Source organism: Musicola paradisiaca NCPPB 2511 (genome assembly GCF_000400505.1).
In the GTDB taxonomy this organism is placed as follows: domain Bacteria; phylum Pseudomonadota; class Gammaproteobacteria; order Enterobacterales; family Enterobacteriaceae; genus Musicola; species Musicola paradisiaca.
Genome location: NZ_CM001857.1, coordinates 2,961,686 through 2,979,887, shown reverse-complemented (window position 1 = coordinate 2,979,887; position 18,202 = coordinate 2,961,686). Strand labels below are relative to the sequence as shown.

Genomic DNA, 18,202 nt, shown 5'->3' with positions numbered 1-18,202 from the left:
CAGAAAACCAACGACATTTATGATTAACATCATGGCCTGGCGATTTACCGGGCATGACAGCGAAAATTGCCGATGTGCAGGATGCTTTATGGCGTAGGAACGCGCGAGGCAGAATGGCATCGGCATGGAATATATGCGACGGCAGACTTGGGTTGAAAGCGTTTGCCCAAAAAGGCGGCCGTCAGCCGGAGTGGCTCTGCGTCGAAACACATTTTTATCGTGACCAAAAGGCAGTTTAGGATACCGATAGCAATCATTAAACTCAAAATATATTTTAAGCTTGTCAATTTCAGTTGGTAATTTATACGAAAATTTTATTATTTATACGTGAAGTTGAGGTACGACTATGACAACCGCACCTGTTGGTAAGCCCGGATGGTTGAAATTGTTTCAACTGGGGCAGCATTACATGAAGACTTGGCCTGCCGATAAACGTCTGGCGCCGGTTTTCCCTGAGAATCGTGTGGTGCGCGTGACCCGTTTTGCCATCCGCTTTATGCCGCCGGTTGCCATTTTTACGTTGACCTGGCAACTCGCGCTTGGTGGACAACTGGGGCCGTCGGTAGCAACGGCGTTATTTGCCTTGAGCCTGCCGATGCAAGGGCTGTGGTGGCTGGGCCGCCGGTCGGTTACGCCGTTGCCACCTTCGTTGCTGCAATGGTTTCATGAGATCCGGGCTAAGCTGTTGGAGTCCGGTATGGCGCTGGCGCCGGTCGAAGATACGCCGACTTTCCAGATGCTGGCGGATGTGCTGAAACGTGCATTCAAGCAGTTGGATAAGACCTTTTTAGACGATCTTTGATGTAAACCCGATTTTGTGCGATTCAAGGCAACCATTTTTCCATTCGACTCTGCGCTAAATCAAAAAACCGGCCCCGCCCGATATGCCATCCTGCTATCAGTATCCTTTAAGTCGGAAAAAGATTCAGGAGTGCACCATGGAAATGACCAATGCCCAACGATTAATTCTGTCGAATCAGTACAAAATCATGAGCATGTTGGATGCGGATAACGCGGAGCGTTACCGTCGTCTGCAAACTATCATTGAACGCGGTTATGGCTTGCAGATGAGAGAACTGGATCGCGAATTTGGCGATCTGAGCGAAGACGTTTGCCGTACTATCATCAATATTATGGAAATGTACCATGCGTTGCAGGTGTCCTGGGCCAACCTGAAAGAAAAGCCTGATATGGATGAGCGCCGCCTGACATTTCTCGGGTTTGATGTGGCGACTGAGGCTCGTTATCTGGGATATGTGCGTTTCATGGTGCATGTAGAGGGCCGTTATCCGCATTTCGATTCTGGCACGCACGGGTTTAACTCCCAAACCAAAATGTGGGATAAATACAATCGTATGCTGGCGGTATGGCAGTCCTGTCCGCGTCAGTATCACCTGAGTGCGGTGGAGATCGCGCAAATTATTAATGCCTGATAAATAAAGAGGGGCTTTGCGTGGAGTGTAGAGGTTTTCTGTTTGATCTTGATGGCACGCTGGTGGATTCACTGCCTGCTGTCGAACGGGCCTGGAGCAACTGGGCTCGGGATCACGACATCAATCCGCAGGAAGTCCTGGATTTTATTCACGGGAAACAGGCTATTACGTCGTTGCGCCACTTCCTGGCGGGAAAAAGCGAAGCGACCATTCAGCAAGAGTTCGTCGCGCTGGAGCAGATTGAGGCGACGGATACCGCGGGAATAGCAGCCATGCCCGGCGCGTTGGCTCTGCTGAATCGTTTGAATGCACTCGGTATTCCCTGGGCGATAGTGACTTCGGGGACAATCCCGATTGCCCATGCGCGTCATGCGGCATCAGCGCTGCCTGCGCCGGGTATATTCATTACCGCAGAACAAGTCGCGCGGGGTAAGCCTAATCCTGACGCTTATCTGTTGGGAGCAGAAAGGCTGGGGTTGGCTCCCGCCGAATGTGTAGTGGTCGAGGATGCGCCAGCTGGCGTGCAGTCCGGGCTTGCCGCCGGATGCCGGGTTATTGCCGTCAATGCGCCGGATGATACCCCTGGGTTGGAGCACGTTGATATTGTGCTGCGTTCGCTGGAATCATTACATATCGACCTTGCTGCTGAAGGGCTGGCGGTTGTCCGGCAGCGCTGAGTCTAACCGGACTAAACATGATCAAAACCCTGCTTCGGCAGGGTTTTTTTATGGCATGCTGACGGGTATCGGAATCGCCAGCCAAAAGGAGAATGCATGTTGAACAGCGAGCTTATCTGGGTGTTTAGCCTGCTGTTAATCGCCATCGTGTTATTTGCTATGGGGCGACTGCGCATGGATGTGGTGGCGATGCTGGTCATTATCGCCTTTGTATTGAGCGGCACGCTGACGTTGCAAGATGCGCTGATGGGATTCAGCGATCCCAATGTCGTGTTGATCGCCGCGTTGTTTGTCGTCGGTGAAGGGTTGGTGCGTACCGGTGTGGCTTATCAGGTAGGGGACTGGTTGATGCATGTCGCCGGCCAGAGCGAAACCCGTATGCTGATTCTGTTAATGGCGACGGTGGCGCTGCTGGGCGCATTTATGAGTTCAACCGGGATTGTGGCCATCTTTATTCCTGTCGTGCTTAATGTGGCCGCCCGTATGAAAACTTCGCCGGCCCGATTGATGATGCCGCTGGCATTCGCTGGATTAATCAGCGGCATGATGACGCTGGTGGCGACGCCTCCCAATATGGTAGTCAGCAGCGAATTGACCCGGTTGAGTGGGCAGGGGTTCAGCTTTTTCACCACCACGCCGATTGGTGTGGTGGTATTGCTTGTCGGCATTGGTTATATGTTGCTGGCGCGTTTTCTGTTGGCGAACGCTGACGGCGATAACAGCAAAGACGTCTGGAAACGGAAGACCTTTCGTGACTTGATTCGTGACTATCGTTTGACGGGAAGGGCGCGGCGTTTGGCGATTCGCGCCGGTTCACCTTTTATTGGTCAGCGGCTGGACGATCTGCTGCTGCGCCAGCGCTATGGCGCCAATGTGGTCGGCATCGAGCGTTGGCAGCGTTTTCGGCGCATTATGGTCAGCGTGGCGGGAAATACGGAACTGCGACTGAATGATGTGCTACTGATCGATATGTCGGCTTCGGATGTGAATTTGCGTGATTTTTGTTTTTCACAGCGGCTAGAGCCCATGGTTTTGCGTGGTGAATACTTTTCGGAACAGTCGCGTGATGTGGGGATGGCTGAAGTCTTATTAGTTCCCGACTCCGGCTTATTGGGTAAGACCTTGCAGGAAGTCGGGTTTCGTAGCCGGTATGGTTTAACGGTTGTCGGTATTCGACGTGGAAATGAAGCGTTGGACGGTGCGTTGGCGGATGAACCTCTGCAATTAGGCGATGTTCTTTTAGTGATTGGGGATTGGAGAAATATTCGTTTACTGCATCAACATAAGCAGCTTTTTATTGTGTTAAATCTGCCTGCCGAGGTGGATGAAGTGGCACCAGCCCGGCACCAGGCGCCGCATGCGTTGTTCTGCCTGGCATTGATGGTGGCGATGATGCTGACCGATGAAATCCCCAATGCCGTGGCGGCGCTGATTGCCTGTCTACTGATGGGGCAGTTCCGTTGTATTGATATGGAAAGCGCGTATCGAGCGGTACATTGGCCGAGTTTGCTCCTGATTGTCGGTATGATGCCTTTTGCGCAAGCGCTGCAGCAAACCGGCGGGGTCAGCCTGATCGTCAAAGGGTTGATGGAAATTGCTGGCGATGCCGGCCCGCAATTTATGCTGGTTTGCCTGTTTGTGATCTGCGCGTTGATTGGGCTCTTTATTTCTAATACGGCGACGGCGGTGCTAATGGCGCCGATAGCGGTGGCAGCGGCAGAGCAGATGCAGGTCTCGCCTTATCCGTTCGCCATTACTATCGCTATTGCCGCCTCTTCGGCATTTATGACGCCGGTTTCTTCGCCGGTGAATACGCTGGTGCTGATGCCGGGCGGGTACCGTTTTAGTGATTTTGTCCGGGTTGGCGTGCCGTTTACCGCGTTGGTGATGCTGATCAGCGTTGTTATGATCCCCTGGCTGTATCCTTTTTGATCGTTTGATCAACGGTTATAGCGACAAATCCTGGCTAATTTCGTCCAGCGACAAATTGAAACTGGGAATGAAGACCGTCATGAAATAGTCCATTTCCGGGCTCTGGCGTTGCTGGAGCGTTTTTTCCAGCCGCCCTTTGGCGGGGAGAAATTCATTGTTGCCAGCGGACAGCTCTTCCAGACATTTCAGGTAAGCGCACAGCGCATCGGCCTGCTTGACAATGGCTTGTTCCTCTTCGCTGGCTTGCCGTTCATCCAACAGCAGTCGGAAATCCTGCTGTAATTCCTCCGGCAGCATACTGATCAATTTCTGGCGGGCGATTTTTTCTATTTTTTTATATTCATGCGCAATCTGGGCATTGTGGTACTTGATGGGGGTCGGCATATCGCCGGTCAGCACTTCGCTGGCATCATGATACATCGCCAGCAGCGCTATGCGTTCGGTATTAAGGTTGCCGTTGAATTTACGATTCTTGATGACGGCTAAAGCATGGGCGACAAACGCTACCTGCAAGCTGTGCTCCGACACATTTTCCGTGCGGACATTTCGCATTAACGGCCAGCGGTTAATCAGCTTCAGTCGGGATAGATGGGCAAAGAAGTGGCTCTGAATCATAACCTTCTCTCGATATTCGGCAGGCAGGCGTTCATTTTGTGGGGCAAAAACGGAATAAGCAATCGGATTGAACGGTATCCTTATTACCAGAGTTAAGCAGGCTACACGCAACGGTAGCCTGCCAACATGGGATTACTGATGATAGTGTCCCAGGAATCGCCCCAGTTTGCTGACGGCCATTTCCAGGTCATCAACACGCGGCAGCGTTACAATACGTACATGATCCGGCTCCGGCCAGTTGAACGCGGTGCCTTGAACCAGCAGAACCTTTTCCTGAAGCAAGAGATCCAGCACCAGTTTTTGGTCGTCATGAATGTTGAAGCGTTTGGCATCAATACGCGGGAACATATAGAGCGCGCCGCTGGGTTTGACGCATGAAACGCCGGGGATTTGGTTAATCAGCTCCCAGGCGCGGTTTCGTTGCTCATACAGGCGGCCGCCGGGATGGATGAATTCGCTGATACTTTGATAACCGCCTAACGCCGTCTGGATCGCGTGCTGCATGGGGACATTGGCGCACAGACGCATTGATGCCAGCATCTCCAACCCTTCAATGTACCCACGGGCATGTTTTTTCGGGCCATTGAGTACCATCCACCCTTGACGAAAACCGGCTACGCGATAGGTTTTGGACAGGCCGTTGAACGTCACTGTCAGCAGGTCCGGCGCCAATGCGGCGATGGAGTGGTGTTGTGCTTCGTCGTAAAGAATCTTGTCGTAAATTTCGTCAGCGAAAATGATCAGACTATGCTGGCGCGCTAATTCAACGATCTCCAGCAGTAATTCTTTGCTGTAAACCGCCCCAGTCGGGTTATTCGGGTTGATGATGACGATACCGCGGGTATTAGGGGTGATTTTTTTGCGAATATCATCCAGATCCGGAAACCAACCCGCCTCTTCGTCGCAACGGTAATGCACGGCGTTGCCGCCGGATAATGAGACCGCTGCGGTCCAGAGCGGATAATCTGGTGCTGGCACCAGCATCTCATCATTATCATCCAGCAGGGCCTGCATGGACTGGACGATCAGCTCGGATACGCCATTGCCGATATACACATCTTCAAGAGTGATATCGCGCATGCCGCGCGCTTGATAGTGCTGGACGATGGCTTTACGGGCGGAGTACAGGCCTTTGGAGTCGCAGTATCCTTGCGCTGTCGGCAGGTTACGAATAACGTCGACCAGAATTTCATCCGGTGCATCAAAACCGAATGGCGCCGGGTTGCCGATATTAAGTTTAAGAACCTTGTTTCCTTCTTCTTCCAGTCGTTTGGCTTCTTTGAGTACCGGGCCGCGGATGTCATAACAGACATTTTCAAGTTTTTTCGATTTTTCTATTGGGGACATTTAACAAACCTTTTACAGGATGCCTTCCTGAGTGGTAATAGCATAAGCAGCTTAATGTACTCCTCCCGCCCCCTATTTTGAAGAATGTTTCCTGAGTATGGGGTATCCCCGCAAAGTAATTCTCTGGATTATCATGTTGGTTTAAAATACTGGTTGTTAATTTTATGGTGGCGTTTAGTCCTGTTAAAAAACGTGTGGGTAGCTCATTTCTGCAAGTCGTGGGGGAATATTAAAATATTCCGTTGCCATGTGGTGTTCGCATAAAACAGCGCCTGAGCGCTGTGAATGCCACACCTGCAGATAGGATGAATATCGTGGTGAGATCTGGGAGCCTATTCCATGATTAATTATAGACTGAAACCGGTATCAGAAATTGATGCGGTTTTAAACTGCATACAAACACAGTGGAGATATATCGGATGACTGTGATGGACTACATAATTTTCATATCTCGAATAGATTTCGCTTATGACTAGAATTGAGCAAAGCAACAAGGAATGAATAGGAATAAAAGATGAGTGTGAATTCAGCACGAAGGGAAAGTCAGTAATTAATATAAAAGACAAGAAACATAATTCAGATATTCCACGCCTATGTTCTGAAATAAACGTGTTATCACCGAGGCTTCAGTAACACTTATGCTATGTGAGTCTTTTTTTATTTGCGATTATTTTTTACAAAAAGTAAAAAAATTACATAAAATTTAAGTGAGGGAGTGATAGTAACTGGCTGTATTAATAGCTTTTAATCAGGCCGGCTTCAAGTGAGGAAAAGAGAGAAGACAGGTTATCGTTAAAAAATGCACACAACCTATCATGGAAACTAAAGCGTTTTTCCGCAGTGGATGAAACGAGAGTTCAGGAAAGGAGAATGAAAGTGGGCGGGCTGCTGTTTTTATCAGCGGAATGTATTTTTCTGGCAAACCGAAACATTAAGTGCATGAGGAATGCATGTAAGTCGGGAAATAACAGAATGCAGATATTTTTCTTACTGATTTTGTATAAGATAAGTGCAATCATAATCTTATATCTCTGAACTGGATCTCATTAAGAAAACATCCGGCATCTGGTTTTTTAGATGGTTTTATTTTATCATATAAAATAAATAAAAGAGTTCTTTTTGCATGTCTGATTACGTAATAAGATAGTCAAATAAACAGTCATGCATAGAGCGTGATTATGGCAAAAAGAATATTGATTCGCTTTTGGCCGTGAAAACGCTCTGCGATACTGTTTTTTCATTATGTATCAGGCTTTGCCGATGCTCTTACACCAACACCAGGTATGTTTGTTAAAAATTAAAATAGATAAGTGAAGAACCATATGACAAATGCAAGTCGTCCCGTCCTCAATCTGGATCTCGATCTGTTGAGAACGTTTGTTGCTGTCGCCGATTTGAATACGTTCGCAGCCGCTGCAGTGGCGGTTTGCAGAACGCAATCGGCAGTCAGTCAGCAGATGCAACGATTGGAACAACTGATCGGAAAGGAGTTGTTCGCCCGACACGGGCGGAACAAGCTGCTGACTGAACATGGCATCCAGTTTCTGGGTTATGCCCGGAAAATACTCCAATTTAATGATGAAGCCTGTGCATCGCTAATGTTCAGCGATATTCAGGGAACCCTCACTATAGGTGCTTCGGATGATACGGCTGACACTATTCTTCCGTTCATTTTGCAACGAGTGACAACCGTGTTTCCTAAACTGTCGATTGCGGTCAGCATTAAGCGCAGCGCAGAAATGATGGAAATGTTGAATCAGGGAAAAATTGATCTGGTTATCACGACCTTTAACAATAATAATTTTCCCCATGTCTTGCTGCGTACATCGCCAACGTTGTGGTACTGCGCGGCGGATTACCAGTATCAACCAGGGGAGACAGTACCGTTGGTCGTGCTGGATGAACCCAGTCCCTTCAGGTCTCTGGCGCTGGAACAATTGAACGCGGCAGGTATTCCATGGAAGATCTCCTATGTGGCGTCCACCTTGTCGGCTGTGCGCGCCGCAGTGAAGGCTGGTTTGGGAATTACCGTGCGTTCGGTTGAAATGATGAGCCCGGAGCTGCGGGTTCTCGGTGAAGAGGAAGGATTACCTCGCCTGCCTGAAACGCGCTATTACTTGTGTAAAAACCCGTCGCATGACAACGAACTGGCTAATGCCATTTTCGGTGCTATTGAGTCTGGAACCCGATCCCAATTGTTGCCTGTCGTGCCGGGAACTGATGGTGAATCACGGGAACCTGCTGTGGATGAATCGTAATTGCGGCGGGGGTTGAATCCCCGGTAGACAAACAGCGTTACTGAATCATTTCCCCTAACCCACCTGGTGTATGACGTTGTCGTGCATCAGGTGGGTTGTTTCAATTTATTTCGCCTTTCCCCTTTTCTGACTACTTGACTATTCTTTTTGTTGTCAATGCGTTGCTTTAGCGATAATGGTCATCTAACCCAATGAAATGCTGTTTCTTTTTTTTAAATCTACATTGCCGTCCAATGGCTATCGATGGGAGAGTCAAAGGGGTAATTTAATTACTAACATAATCGATAAAAGTGTGTTCTGGATCAAAAAATATCCCTAATGACACTATGGAAGAACAGGAATTCTTGATGGAAATGGTATAGTGCACATGGGTATAGCGTTGCAGTGTATGGCTATCCGTTAACAAATCGGCCAGCACTGACACGTTTTAGCGGTGATAGTGTTTGAAGGTTGTTAACAAAAATGCGTGCGTGTAAAGTAATGCGCTGCTATTTTTTGAGATGTTTAAAATAAAGTTATATAACAGGGAATCAGGCCACAAAGGATAGCTGCTTAACCTTTTCAGTCGTGTGCTTATGTGGCGATAAATCCTTCCTTTTAATCGATGTGGCAGCCGAACTGCCGACCAGAGCAGAGAGCTGACCGCTTTTGATGAGTAAGCAAGAGTATGTCAACAACTACTGAAGTTCTCGCCCATCACTGGGCCTTTGCGCTATTTATCGTCGTTGCCGTAGGTCTCTGCGGTTTTATGCTGCTTGGTGGCTTTCTGCTCGGGGGACGCGCTAGGGCGCGGCACAAAAATATCCCTTATGAGTCTGGTATCGACTCTGTCGGCTCAGCGCGGTTGCGTCTCTCCGCCAAATTCTATCTGGTCGCAATGTTTTTCGTTATTTTCGACGTCGAAGCCCTGTATCTGTATGCCTGGGCCGTTTCCATCAAGGAGAGCGGTTGGGTGGGGTTCGTCGAGGCCGTCATTTTCATTTTGGTGTTGTTGGCTGGTCTGGTCTATTTGGTTCGTATCGGCGCGTTGGACTGGACGCCGGTGCGTTCTAAACGACAAGTCGTGAAGTCCAGTATCGCGGCACAAACCACCAACATTCATCAGCAGTAATAGCGAGGCATTAAACGATGGATTATACGCTCACCCGCATAGATCCGGACGGTGAGAACGACCGTTATCCCCTTCAAAAACAAGAGGTTGTTAACGACCCTCTTGAGCAGCATGTTCATCGCAGCGTCTTCATGGGAAACCTGGAGCATGCGCTGCACAATATGGTGAACTGGGGCCGGAGTAATTCCCTATGGCCCTATAACTTCGGTCTTTCCTGCTGCTATGTAGAAATGGCCACTTCATTTACCGCAGTCCACGACGTAGCGCGATTTGGTTCTGAAGTCATCCGCGCTTCCCCTCGTCAGGCGGATTTCATGGTAGTGGCGGGAACGCCATTCCTGAAAATGGCTCCGGTCATTCAGCGTCTCTACGATCAAATGCTTGAACCCAAATGGGTGATTTCCATGGGGGCCTGCGCCAATTCCGGCGGTATGTACGATATTTATTCCGTAGTTCAGGGCGTGGACAAGTTCCTTCCGGTGGATGTGTATATCCCGGGGTGTCCGCCGCGGCCTGAAGCCTATATGCAGGCATTGCTGTTGCTGAAAGAATCCATTCGTGAAGAACGCCGCCCGCTGTCATGGGTGGTGGGCGATCAGGGGGTTTACCGCGCCAATATGCAGTCTGAGCGCGAGCGCAAACGTGGCGAGCGGATTGCAGTAACCAATCTGCGTACTCCTGACGAGATTTAACCTGTGGGTGAAAGGCCGTCGATGGCTGCGTAATATCACGATAACAGTGTGCAGCCATCATCAGTCACAGAATTAACACATTCACTGTGGTGACAAAACTTATGACAGATTTAACGACGCACGATGCCGCTCTGCCGGTCTGGCAAACCCGCGATCACCTTGATGATCCGATCGTCAGCGAGCTGTGCAACCGTTTTGGTTCGGAAGCTTTTACCGTTCAGGCGACGCGCACGGGTATGCCGGTTGTCTGGGTGAAGCGAGAGCAATTGCTGGAAGTGGTTGCCTTCCTTAAGAAACAACCGAAACCCTATGTCATGTTGCTGGACTTGCATGGCGTGGATGAGCGTCTGCGCACACATCGCCAGGGGTTGCCGGATGCTGATTTCACCGTGTTCTACCACCTGATTTCCATCGAACGCAATAAAGACATCATGCTGAAGGTGGCGTTGGTAGAAAAAGATCTGAACATGCCGACGCTGACCAAACTGTTCCCGAATGCCAACTGGTATGAGCGTGAAGTTTGGGACATGTATGGCATTACCTTCAATGGCCATCCCCATCTGACGCGCATCATGATGCCGCAGACCTGGGAAGGTCATCCGCTGCGTAAAGATTTTCCGGCCCGTGCGACGGAGTTCGATCCTTTCGTGCTGACCAAACAGCGCGAAGACATGGAAATGGAGGCGCTGACCTTCAAACCCGAAGAGTGGGGAATGAAGCGCGGTACCAGCAATGAAGACTTCATGTTCCTCAACCTCGGGCCGAACCACCCGTCGGCGCATGGTGCATTCCGCATCATTCTCCAGCTCAACGGTGAAGAGATCGTCGACTGTATTCCCGATGTCGGTTATCACCATCGCGGCGCGGAAAAAATGGGCGAGCGCCAATCCTGGCACAGCTATATTCCCTATACCGACCGCATCGAGTATCTGGGCGGCTGCGTGAATGAAATGCCTTACGTGCTGGCGGTGGAGAAACTGGCCGGCATTGAAGTGCCGGAGCGTGTGAACGTTATTCGCGTCATGCTTTCTGAGTTGTTCCGCATCAATAGCCATTTACTTTATATCAGTACCTTCATTCAGGACGTCGGTGCTATGACGCCGGTGTTCTTTGCTTTTACCGATCGTCAGAAGATTTACGATCTGGTGGAGGCCATTACCGGTTATCGCATGCATCCGGCATGGTTCCGCATCGGCGGCGTGGCGCATGATTTGCCGCGCGGTTGGGAACGCCTGTTGCGCGAGTTCCTGGACTGGATCCCCGGACGCCTTGATACCTACATCAAAGCGGCGCTGGAAAACTCCATTCTGAAAGGGCGTACCCAGGGGGTTGCGGCGTACAACGCCAAGGAAGCGCTGGAGTGGGGCGTAACTGGGGCGGGGCTGCGTGCGACGGGCGTGGCGTTCGACGTGCGTAAATGGCGCCCTTATTCCGGCTATGAGAACTTCGATTTTGAAGTGCCGGTGGGTGATGGCATCAGCGATTGCTATAGCCGCGTCATGTTGAAAGTCGAGGAGCTGCGTCAGAGCTTGCGTATCCTTGAGCAGTGTCTCAAGCATATGCCGGAAGGCCCGTTTAAGGCTGATCACCCGCTGACGACGCCGCCGCCGAAGGAACGCACGTTGCAGCATATCGAAACGCTGATCAACCACTTCCTGCAAGTTTCCTGGGGGCCGGTGATGCCTGCCAACGAGTCGTATCAAATGATCGAGGCAACCAAGGGAATCAACAGTTATTACCTGACCAGCGACGGCGGCACCATGAGCTATCGCACCCGTATTCGAACGCCGAGCTTCCCTCACTTGCAGCAGATCCCGTCGGTGATTCGCGGGTGTCTGGTATCCGACCTGATCGTATACCTCGGCAGTATTGATTTTGTCATGTCAGATGTGGACCGCTAATTATGCACGATCATAACAACACGCAAGAACCTATCGACGCTCAGGGGCAGCCCGCAGGGGAGGCTTTTGTGTTAAGTGACGCGGAGCGCGACGCCATCGAGCATGAAAAACACCACTATGAGGATGCACGGGCCGCTTCCATCGAAGCGTTGAAGATTGTGCAGAAACAGCGTGGCTGGGTGCCGGACGGCGCCATTACGGCTATCGCCGATGTGTTGGGCATCCCTGCCAGCGATGTGGAAGGCGTGGCGACATTCTACAGCCAGATCTTCCGCCAACCGGTTGGCCGTCATGTCATCCGCTACTGTGACAGCGTGGTATGTCATATCACCGGTTATCAGGGTATTCAGGCTGCTCTTGAGCGGAAGCTGAATATCAAACCGGGGCAGACTACGTTTGATGGTCGCTTTACCCTGTTGCCGACCTGTTGCCTGGGTAATTGCGACAAGGGGCCGTCTATGATGGTGGATGAGGATACCTATACGCGCCTGAAGCCAGATGATCTCGATTCGTTACTGGAGCAGTATCAATGACTAAAAACATTGTTCTGACGGCTGAACAGCATCCTCTGACGTGGCGTCTGCGTGCTGACGAGCAGCCGGTGTGGCTGGATGAATATTGCAGCAAGAACGGTTATGCCGGCGCCCGCAAGGCACTGACCGGTATGTCCCAGGATGAAGTGGTGACGCTGGTCAAGGACGCCGGGCTGCGCGGCCGCGGCGGCGCAGGCTTTTCCACCGGGCTCAAATGGAGCCTGATGCCGAAAGATGAAAGCATGAATATCCGCTACCTGCTGTGCAATGCGGATGAAATGGAGCCAGGCACCTATAAAGATCGCTTGCTGATGGAGCAAATGCCGCATCTGCTGATCGAAGGCATGGTGATCGGCGCCTATGCGCTGAAAGCCTATCGCGGCTACATCTTTCTGCGCGGCGAGTATATCGAGGCTGCCGCTAACCTGCGTCGCGCGATAGAGGAAGCCAAGGCGGCGGGGTTGCTCGGTAAGAATATCCTGGGTACCGGGTTTGATTTTGAACTGTTCGTTCATACCGGCGCCGGGCGTTACATCTGTGGTGAAGAAACCGCACTGATCAACTCGCTGGAAGGGCGTCGCGCCAATCCGCGTTCGAAGCCGCCGTTTCCCGCGATGGCCGGAGCCTGGGGCAAACCGACCTGCGTCAACAATGTGGAAACCCTGTGCAATGTGCCGGCCATCGTGGAGCATGGTATTGAGTGGTATCAGGGGTTGTCGGCCGGTAAGAGCAAGGATGCCGGTACCAAATTAATGGGATTCTCCGGCCGGGTGAAAAATCCGGGCTTGTGGGAACTGCCGTTCGGCACCACCGCCCGTGAAATTCTTGAGGACTACGCCGGCGGTATGCGCGATGGTCTGAAACTCAAAGCCTGGCAACCGGGCGGCGCGGGAACTGACTTTCTGACCGATGCGCATCTGGATTTGCCGATGGATTTTGAAAATATCGGCAAAGCAGGAAGCCGTTTGGGCACCGCGCTGGCGATGGCCGTCGACAATGAAATCAACATGGTGTCGTTGACGCGCAATCTGGAAGAGTTTTTTGCCCGCGAGTCGTGCGGCTGGTGTACGCCATGCCGTGACGGATTGCCGTGGAGCGTAAAACTGTTGCGTGCTCTGGAGCGAGGGGAAGGGCAGCCGGGGGATATCGAAACGCTGGAGCAGATTTGTCGTTATCTCGCGCCGGGCAATACCTTCTGCGCGCATGCGCCGGGTGCCGTCGAACCACTGCAGAGCGCCATCAAATATTTCCGGGATGAATTCGAAGCCGGTATCGCCAGACAGGCGCCCGGCAATACCAAAGATATTCGCGGCATTCAGCCAAACCTGCTGAAACAGCGCTGGTAATCCCGGAAACCGGCAGGCGCCGACACGGCTGCCCTGCTAGGCAGAATTTTTGATTAGTGCCCGCCCGTGGCGGGCTGTTATGGAAGCATGCTGACTATGGCAACGATTCATGTAGACGGCAAAGAATATGAAGTGGACGGTTCGGACAACCTGCTGCAGGCGTGTCTGTCTCTGGGGCTTGATATTCCTTACTTTTGCTGGCATCCGGCGCTGGGCAGTGTCGGGGCTTGCCGCCTGTGTGCGGTTAAACAATACCAAAACGCGGAAGACACCCGTGGCCGCCTGGTGATGTCCTGTATGACACCAGCGACCAACGGCACCTACATCGCGATTGACGATGCGGAAGCCGTCGCGTTCCGTAAGACCATCGTGGAATTCCTGATGACCAACCATCCGCACGACTGCCCGGTTTGTGAGGAAGGGGGGAACTGTCATCTTCAGGATATGACGGTTATGACGGGGCATAATTTCCGCCGTTACCGATTCACCAAACGAACCCACCGCAATCAGGATCTCGGGCCGTTCATTTCCCACGAGATGAACCGCTGCATCGCCTGTTACCGCTGTGTGCGCTACTACAAGGACTATGCCGACGGCACAGATCTGGGTGTTTACGGCGCGCATGACAATGTGTATTTCGGCCGCGCAGAGGACGGCGTGCTGGAAAGCGAGTTTTCCGGCAACCTGGTGGAAGTGTGTCCGACCGGGGTGTTTACCGACAAGACCCATTCCGAGCGTTATAACCGTAAATGGGACATGCAGTTCGCTCCCAGCATTTGCCAGCAATGTAGCGTCGGGTGCAACACCAGCCCAGGCGAACGCTACGGCGAACTCCGGCGTGTCGAAAACCGTTATAACGGCAGCGTGAACCATTATTTCTTGTGTGACCGTGGTCGTTTCGGCTATGGCTACGTCAACCTGAAAGACCGTCCGCGTCAGCCGATTCAGCGTCGCGGTAACGATTTGATTGCCCTGAACGCCGAACAGGCGTTGCAGGGCGCGGCCGATGTGCTGCGTCAGGCGAAGAAGGTCATCGGTATCGGTTCACCCCGCGCCAGTATTGAGAGTAACTTTGCGTTGCGCGAACTGGTCGGTGCTGAGAATTTCTACACCGGCGTTTCCCGCGGCGAGCAACAGCGCCTGCAACTGATGCTGAAAGTGCTCAGTGAAAGCGGGGTTCATACCCCGTCTTTGCGAGAGATCGAAAGTTATGATGCCGTGTTGGTGTTGGGAGAGGATTTGACCCAGACCGGCGCCCGTATCGCACTGGCGGTACGTCAGGCAGTGAAAGGTAAAGCCCGTGAAATGGCGGCGGCGCAGAAAGTGGCGGATTGGCAAATCGCCGCGATTCTGAATATCGGTCAGCATGCCAAACACCCACTGTTCGTCACCAACGTCGATAGTACCCGGCTGGATGATATCGCTGCCTGGAGTTACCGGGCGCCCGTTGCCGATCAGGCGCGACTTGGCTTCGCGATCGCCCATGCGTTGGATAACGCAGCACCGGCGGTCAGTGATTTGTCCGCCGACCTGACTCAGAAAATGGATGTGGTCGTCCAGGCGCTGGCCGGCGCGAAGAAGCCGCTGATTATTTCCGGCACCAACGCCGGCAGTGACGATGTGATCGCCGCGGCTGCGAACGTCGCCAAAGCGCTGAAAAGCCGCGGCGCCGACGTCGGTATTACCTTTGTCGCCGCCGGTGCCAACAGCATGGGTGTGGCCATGATCGGCGGCGGTTCGCTGGATGATGCGCTGGAACAGTTGGAAAGCGGTGCTGCGGACAGTGTGGTGGTGGTGGAAAACGATCTTTACCGCCATGCACCGGCCGCGCGAGTTGATGTCGCCTTGGCCAAAGCCACCAATCTGGTGGTGGTCGATCATCAGCGCACCGCTATCATGGACAAGGCCAGTATGGTTCTTTCGTCCGCGAGCTTCGCTGAAAGCGACGGTACGCTGATCAATCAGGAAGGCCGCGCTCAGCGCTTCTTCCAGGTCTATGAACCCGCCTTCTATGATGACAAGGTGGTCATGCTGGAAAGCTGGCGCTGGCTGCACTCACTCTATATTACCTACAACAGCCGCCAGGTGGACTGGACGCAGCTCGATCACGTCATCGACGCTTGCGTCAAGGCGTTGCCGCAGCTGGCCGCCATCAAGGATGCCGCGCCTGACGCTTCTTTCCGCATCAAAGGGCAAAAGCTGGCGCGCGAACCGAACCGCTACAGCGGCCGTACTTCGCTGCGCGCCAATATCAGCGTGCATGAACCGCGTCAGCCGCAGGATCGCGACACCATGTTCGCTTTCTCGATGGAAGGGAACAACAGCCCGCAAGCTGAGCGTCAACAGGTGCCATTCGCCTGGGCGCCGGGTTGGAACTCGCCGCAGGCGTGGAACAAATTCCAGGATGAAGTGGGTGGTCATCTGCGCCATGGCGATCCCGGCGTGCGTCTGATCGAGGCTGGTGAGGGTTCTCTGGCGTATTTCAGCCAGGTGCCTGCGCCGTTCTCGTCCCAAGCGGGGCAGTGGACGGTCGCGCCTTACTATTCGCTGTTCGGCAGTGACGAGTTATCGCAGCGCTCCTCGGTGATCCAGGCGCGGATGCCGGAAGCCTGTGCGGTGGTCAACCCGACGGATGCCGCTGTGTTGGGCGTCAACCCAGGAGCATTGCTGGATATTACTTGCGGCGGCCAGACGCTGCGCCTGCCGGTGCGCATCAGCCATGAGCTGCATCAAGGGCAGGTTGGGTTGCCGCTGGGCTTCCCGGGTGTCGCGCCGGTGTTGGCCGGTGCGACCGTTGAAACCCTGCGGGAGGCTGCACAATGAACTGGTTAACGCCTGATATGCTGGAAATTTTGTCCACCGTGGGCAAAGCGTTGCTGATCCTGGTCGTCGTAGTGAGCTGCGGTGCCGTCATGAGTATGGGGGAGCGCCGTTTACTGGCGCTGTTCCAGGGCCGTTACGGGCCAAACCGCGTCGGTTGGGGCGGTTCGCTGCAACTGGTTTCGGACATGCTCAAGATGTTTTTCAAAGAAGACTGGACGCCGCCTTTTGTCGACAAGGTGATATTCATTCTGGCGCCGATGATTGCATTCACCTCGTTGCTGATGGTGTTCGCGATCGTGCCGGTCAGCCCGACCTGGATAGTGGCTGATCTGAATATCGGTATCCTGTTTTTCCTGATGATGGCCGGCTTAGCGGTATATGCCGTGTTGTTCGCTGGCTGGTCGAGTAACAACAAATACTCGCTGCTGGGGGCGGTGCGCGCCTCCGCACAGACGCTGAGTTATGAAGTGTTTCTTGGTTTGTCGCTGATGGGAGTGGTGGCGCGCGCCGGTTCGTTCAACGTGGGCGATATCGTGGCTTCACAGGCACATTTGTGGAATGTCGTGCCTCAGTTCTTCGGTTTCATTACCTTCGCTATCGCGGGTGTGGCGGTGTGCCACCGTCATCCCTTTGACCAGCCGGAGGCTGAGCAGGAACTGGCGGACGGCTACCACATCGAATACGCCGGGATGAAGTTCGGCTTGTTCTTCGTGGGAGAATACGTCGGTATCGTTACGGTGTCCGCGCTGATTGTCACCCTGTTCTTCGGTGGTTGGCAGGGGCCGTTCCTGCCGCCGTTTATCTGGTTCGCGTTGAAGACAGCGTTTTTCATGATGATGTTCATCCTGATCCGCGCTTCGTTGCCTCGTCCACGTTATGACCAGGTGATGGCGTTCGGTTGGCGGGTCTGCCTGCCGCTGACGCTGCTGAATCTGCTGGCGACTGCGGCAGTCATTCTGTTGAACGCTTAGGAAGGGGTGATAAACCATGACACTGAAAGAGCTTTTGATTGGTTTCGGCACCCAGGTGCGCAGTATCTGCATGGTGGGTTCTAATGCGTTCAAAAAACGCGAAACCAAAATGTATCCGGAAGAGCCGGTAAACCCACCGCCGCGTTTCCGTGGGCGCATCGTTCTGACCCGCGATCCTGACGGTCAGGAACGTTGTGTTGCCTGTAACCTGTGTGCGGTAGCTTGTCCGGTAGGCTGTATTTCACTGCAGAAGGCGGAAATGAAGGATGGTCGCTGGTATCCGGAGTTTTTCCGCATCAACTTTTCGCGCTGCATCTTCTGCGGCATGTGTGAAGAGGCCTGCCCGACAACGGCGATTCAATTGACGCCAGATTTTGAAATGGGTGAATTCAAACGCCAGGATCTGGTTTATGAAAAAGAAGATCTGCTGATCTCGGGGCCGGGTAAATATCCGGAATATAACTTCTACCGGATGGCAGGCATGGCGATCAATGGTAAAGACAAGGGCGAAGCCGAAAACGAAGCCAAACCCATTGATGTCAAAGGCCTATTGCCCTAAGGAG

Annotated in this window: 15 protein-coding genes; 13 read left to right on the top strand and 2 right to left on the bottom strand. The window is 52.8% G+C overall.

The window, feature by feature from the left end:
- Positions 1-346: 346 nt before the first annotated feature.
- The 4 genes from yfbV to DPA2511_RS13130 all read left to right on the top strand — a co-directional run bounded on the left by yfbV (position 347) and on the right by DPA2511_RS13130 (position 4,042).
- Positions 347-802: a terminus macrodomain insulation protein YfbV gene (gene yfbV, locus DPA2511_RS13145; protein ID WP_015854241.1), complete on the top strand. Its 456-nt coding sequence runs from the start codon at positions 347-349 to the stop codon at positions 800-802.
- A gap of 136 nt (positions 803-938) precedes the next feature.
- The gene (locus DPA2511_RS13140) at positions 939-1,433 is read left to right on the top strand and encodes a YfbU family protein (RefSeq protein ID WP_015854240.1); all 495 of its coding nucleotides are present in this window, start codon (positions 939-941) and stop codon (positions 1,431-1,433) included.
- 20 nt (positions 1,434-1,453) lie between these two features.
- Positions 1,454-2,110 (top strand): sugar phosphatase, encoded by a 657-nt coding sequence (locus DPA2511_RS13135; RefSeq protein ID WP_015854239.1) that lies wholly within the window; start codon positions 1,454-1,456, stop codon positions 2,108-2,110.
- Between the two features lie 96 nt (positions 2,111-2,206).
- Entirely contained in the window at positions 2,207-4,042 is a 1,836-nt protein-coding gene (locus DPA2511_RS13130; protein ID WP_015854238.1) for an SLC13 family permease, read from the top strand.
- 15 nt (positions 4,043-4,057) lie between these two features.
- Here the strand turns inward: DPA2511_RS13130 and yfbR are convergent, their stop codons facing one another.
- Positions 4,058-4,657 carry a 5'-deoxynucleotidase gene (yfbR, locus tag DPA2511_RS13125; RefSeq protein ID WP_015854237.1) on the bottom strand — a complete coding sequence of 200 codons (600 nt, stop codon included), beginning with the start codon at positions 4,655-4,657 and terminating at the stop codon, positions 4,058-4,060.
- Between the two features lie 132 nt (positions 4,658-4,789).
- The gene (locus DPA2511_RS13120) at positions 4,790-6,004 is read right to left on the bottom strand and encodes a pyridoxal phosphate-dependent aminotransferase (protein WP_015854236.1); all 1,215 of its coding nucleotides are present in this window, start codon (positions 6,002-6,004) and stop codon (positions 4,790-4,792) included.
- Between the two features lie 1,322 nt (positions 6,005-7,326).
- On the opposite strand from DPA2511_RS13120, the gene lrhA reads away from it, so the two are divergent.
- The 9 genes from lrhA (at position 7,327) to nuoI (ending at position 18,198) form a co-directional block, all read left to right on the top strand.
- Positions 7,327-8,262 carry a transcriptional regulator LrhA gene (gene lrhA, locus DPA2511_RS13110; RefSeq protein ID WP_015854234.1) on the top strand — a complete coding sequence of 312 codons (936 nt, stop codon included), beginning with the start codon at positions 7,327-7,329 and terminating at the stop codon, positions 8,260-8,262.
- A gap of 667 nt (positions 8,263-8,929) precedes the next feature.
- Entirely contained in the window at positions 8,930-9,373 is a 444-nt protein-coding gene (locus DPA2511_RS13105; protein ID WP_015854233.1) for an NADH-quinone oxidoreductase subunit A, read from the top strand.
- A 17-nt stretch (positions 9,374-9,390) separates the two neighbouring features.
- Positions 9,391-10,065, top strand: a complete 675-nt coding sequence (locus tag DPA2511_RS13100; RefSeq protein WP_015854232.1) for a NuoB/complex I 20 kDa subunit family protein — start codon at positions 9,391-9,393, stop codon at positions 10,063-10,065.
- 89 nt (positions 10,066-10,154) lie between these two features.
- Entirely contained in the window at positions 10,155-11,966 is a 1,812-nt protein-coding gene (nuoC, locus tag DPA2511_RS13095) for an NADH-quinone oxidoreductase subunit C/D (RefSeq protein ID WP_194250229.1), read from the top strand.
- Between the two features lie 2 nt (positions 11,967-11,968).
- Positions 11,969-12,499 (top strand): NADH-quinone oxidoreductase subunit NuoE, encoded by a 531-nt coding sequence (nuoE, locus tag DPA2511_RS13090; protein WP_015854230.1) that lies wholly within the window; start codon positions 11,969-11,971, stop codon positions 12,497-12,499.
- Positions 12,496-13,845 carry an NADH-quinone oxidoreductase subunit NuoF gene (gene nuoF, locus DPA2511_RS13085; RefSeq protein ID WP_015854229.1) on the top strand — a complete coding sequence of 450 codons (1,350 nt, stop codon included), beginning with the start codon at positions 12,496-12,498 and terminating at the stop codon, positions 13,843-13,845. The genes nuoE and nuoF overlap by 4 nt, the downstream gene beginning before the upstream one ends.
- Before the next feature lie 96 nt (positions 13,846-13,941).
- Positions 13,942-16,668 (top strand): NADH-quinone oxidoreductase subunit NuoG, encoded by a 2,727-nt coding sequence (gene nuoG, locus DPA2511_RS13080; protein ID WP_015854228.1) that lies wholly within the window; start codon positions 13,942-13,944, stop codon positions 16,666-16,668.
- Entirely contained in the window at positions 16,665-17,639 is a 975-nt protein-coding gene (nuoH, locus tag DPA2511_RS13075; RefSeq protein ID WP_015854227.1) for an NADH-quinone oxidoreductase subunit NuoH, read from the top strand. Before nuoG ends, nuoH begins: the two co-directional genes overlap by 4 nt.
- A gap of 16 nt (positions 17,640-17,655) precedes the next feature.
- The gene (nuoI, locus tag DPA2511_RS13070) at positions 17,656-18,198 is read left to right on the top strand and encodes an NADH-quinone oxidoreductase subunit NuoI (RefSeq protein ID WP_015854226.1); all 543 of its coding nucleotides are present in this window, start codon (positions 17,656-17,658) and stop codon (positions 18,196-18,198) included.
- The last annotated feature ends 4 nt before the right edge of the window (positions 18,199-18,202 follow it).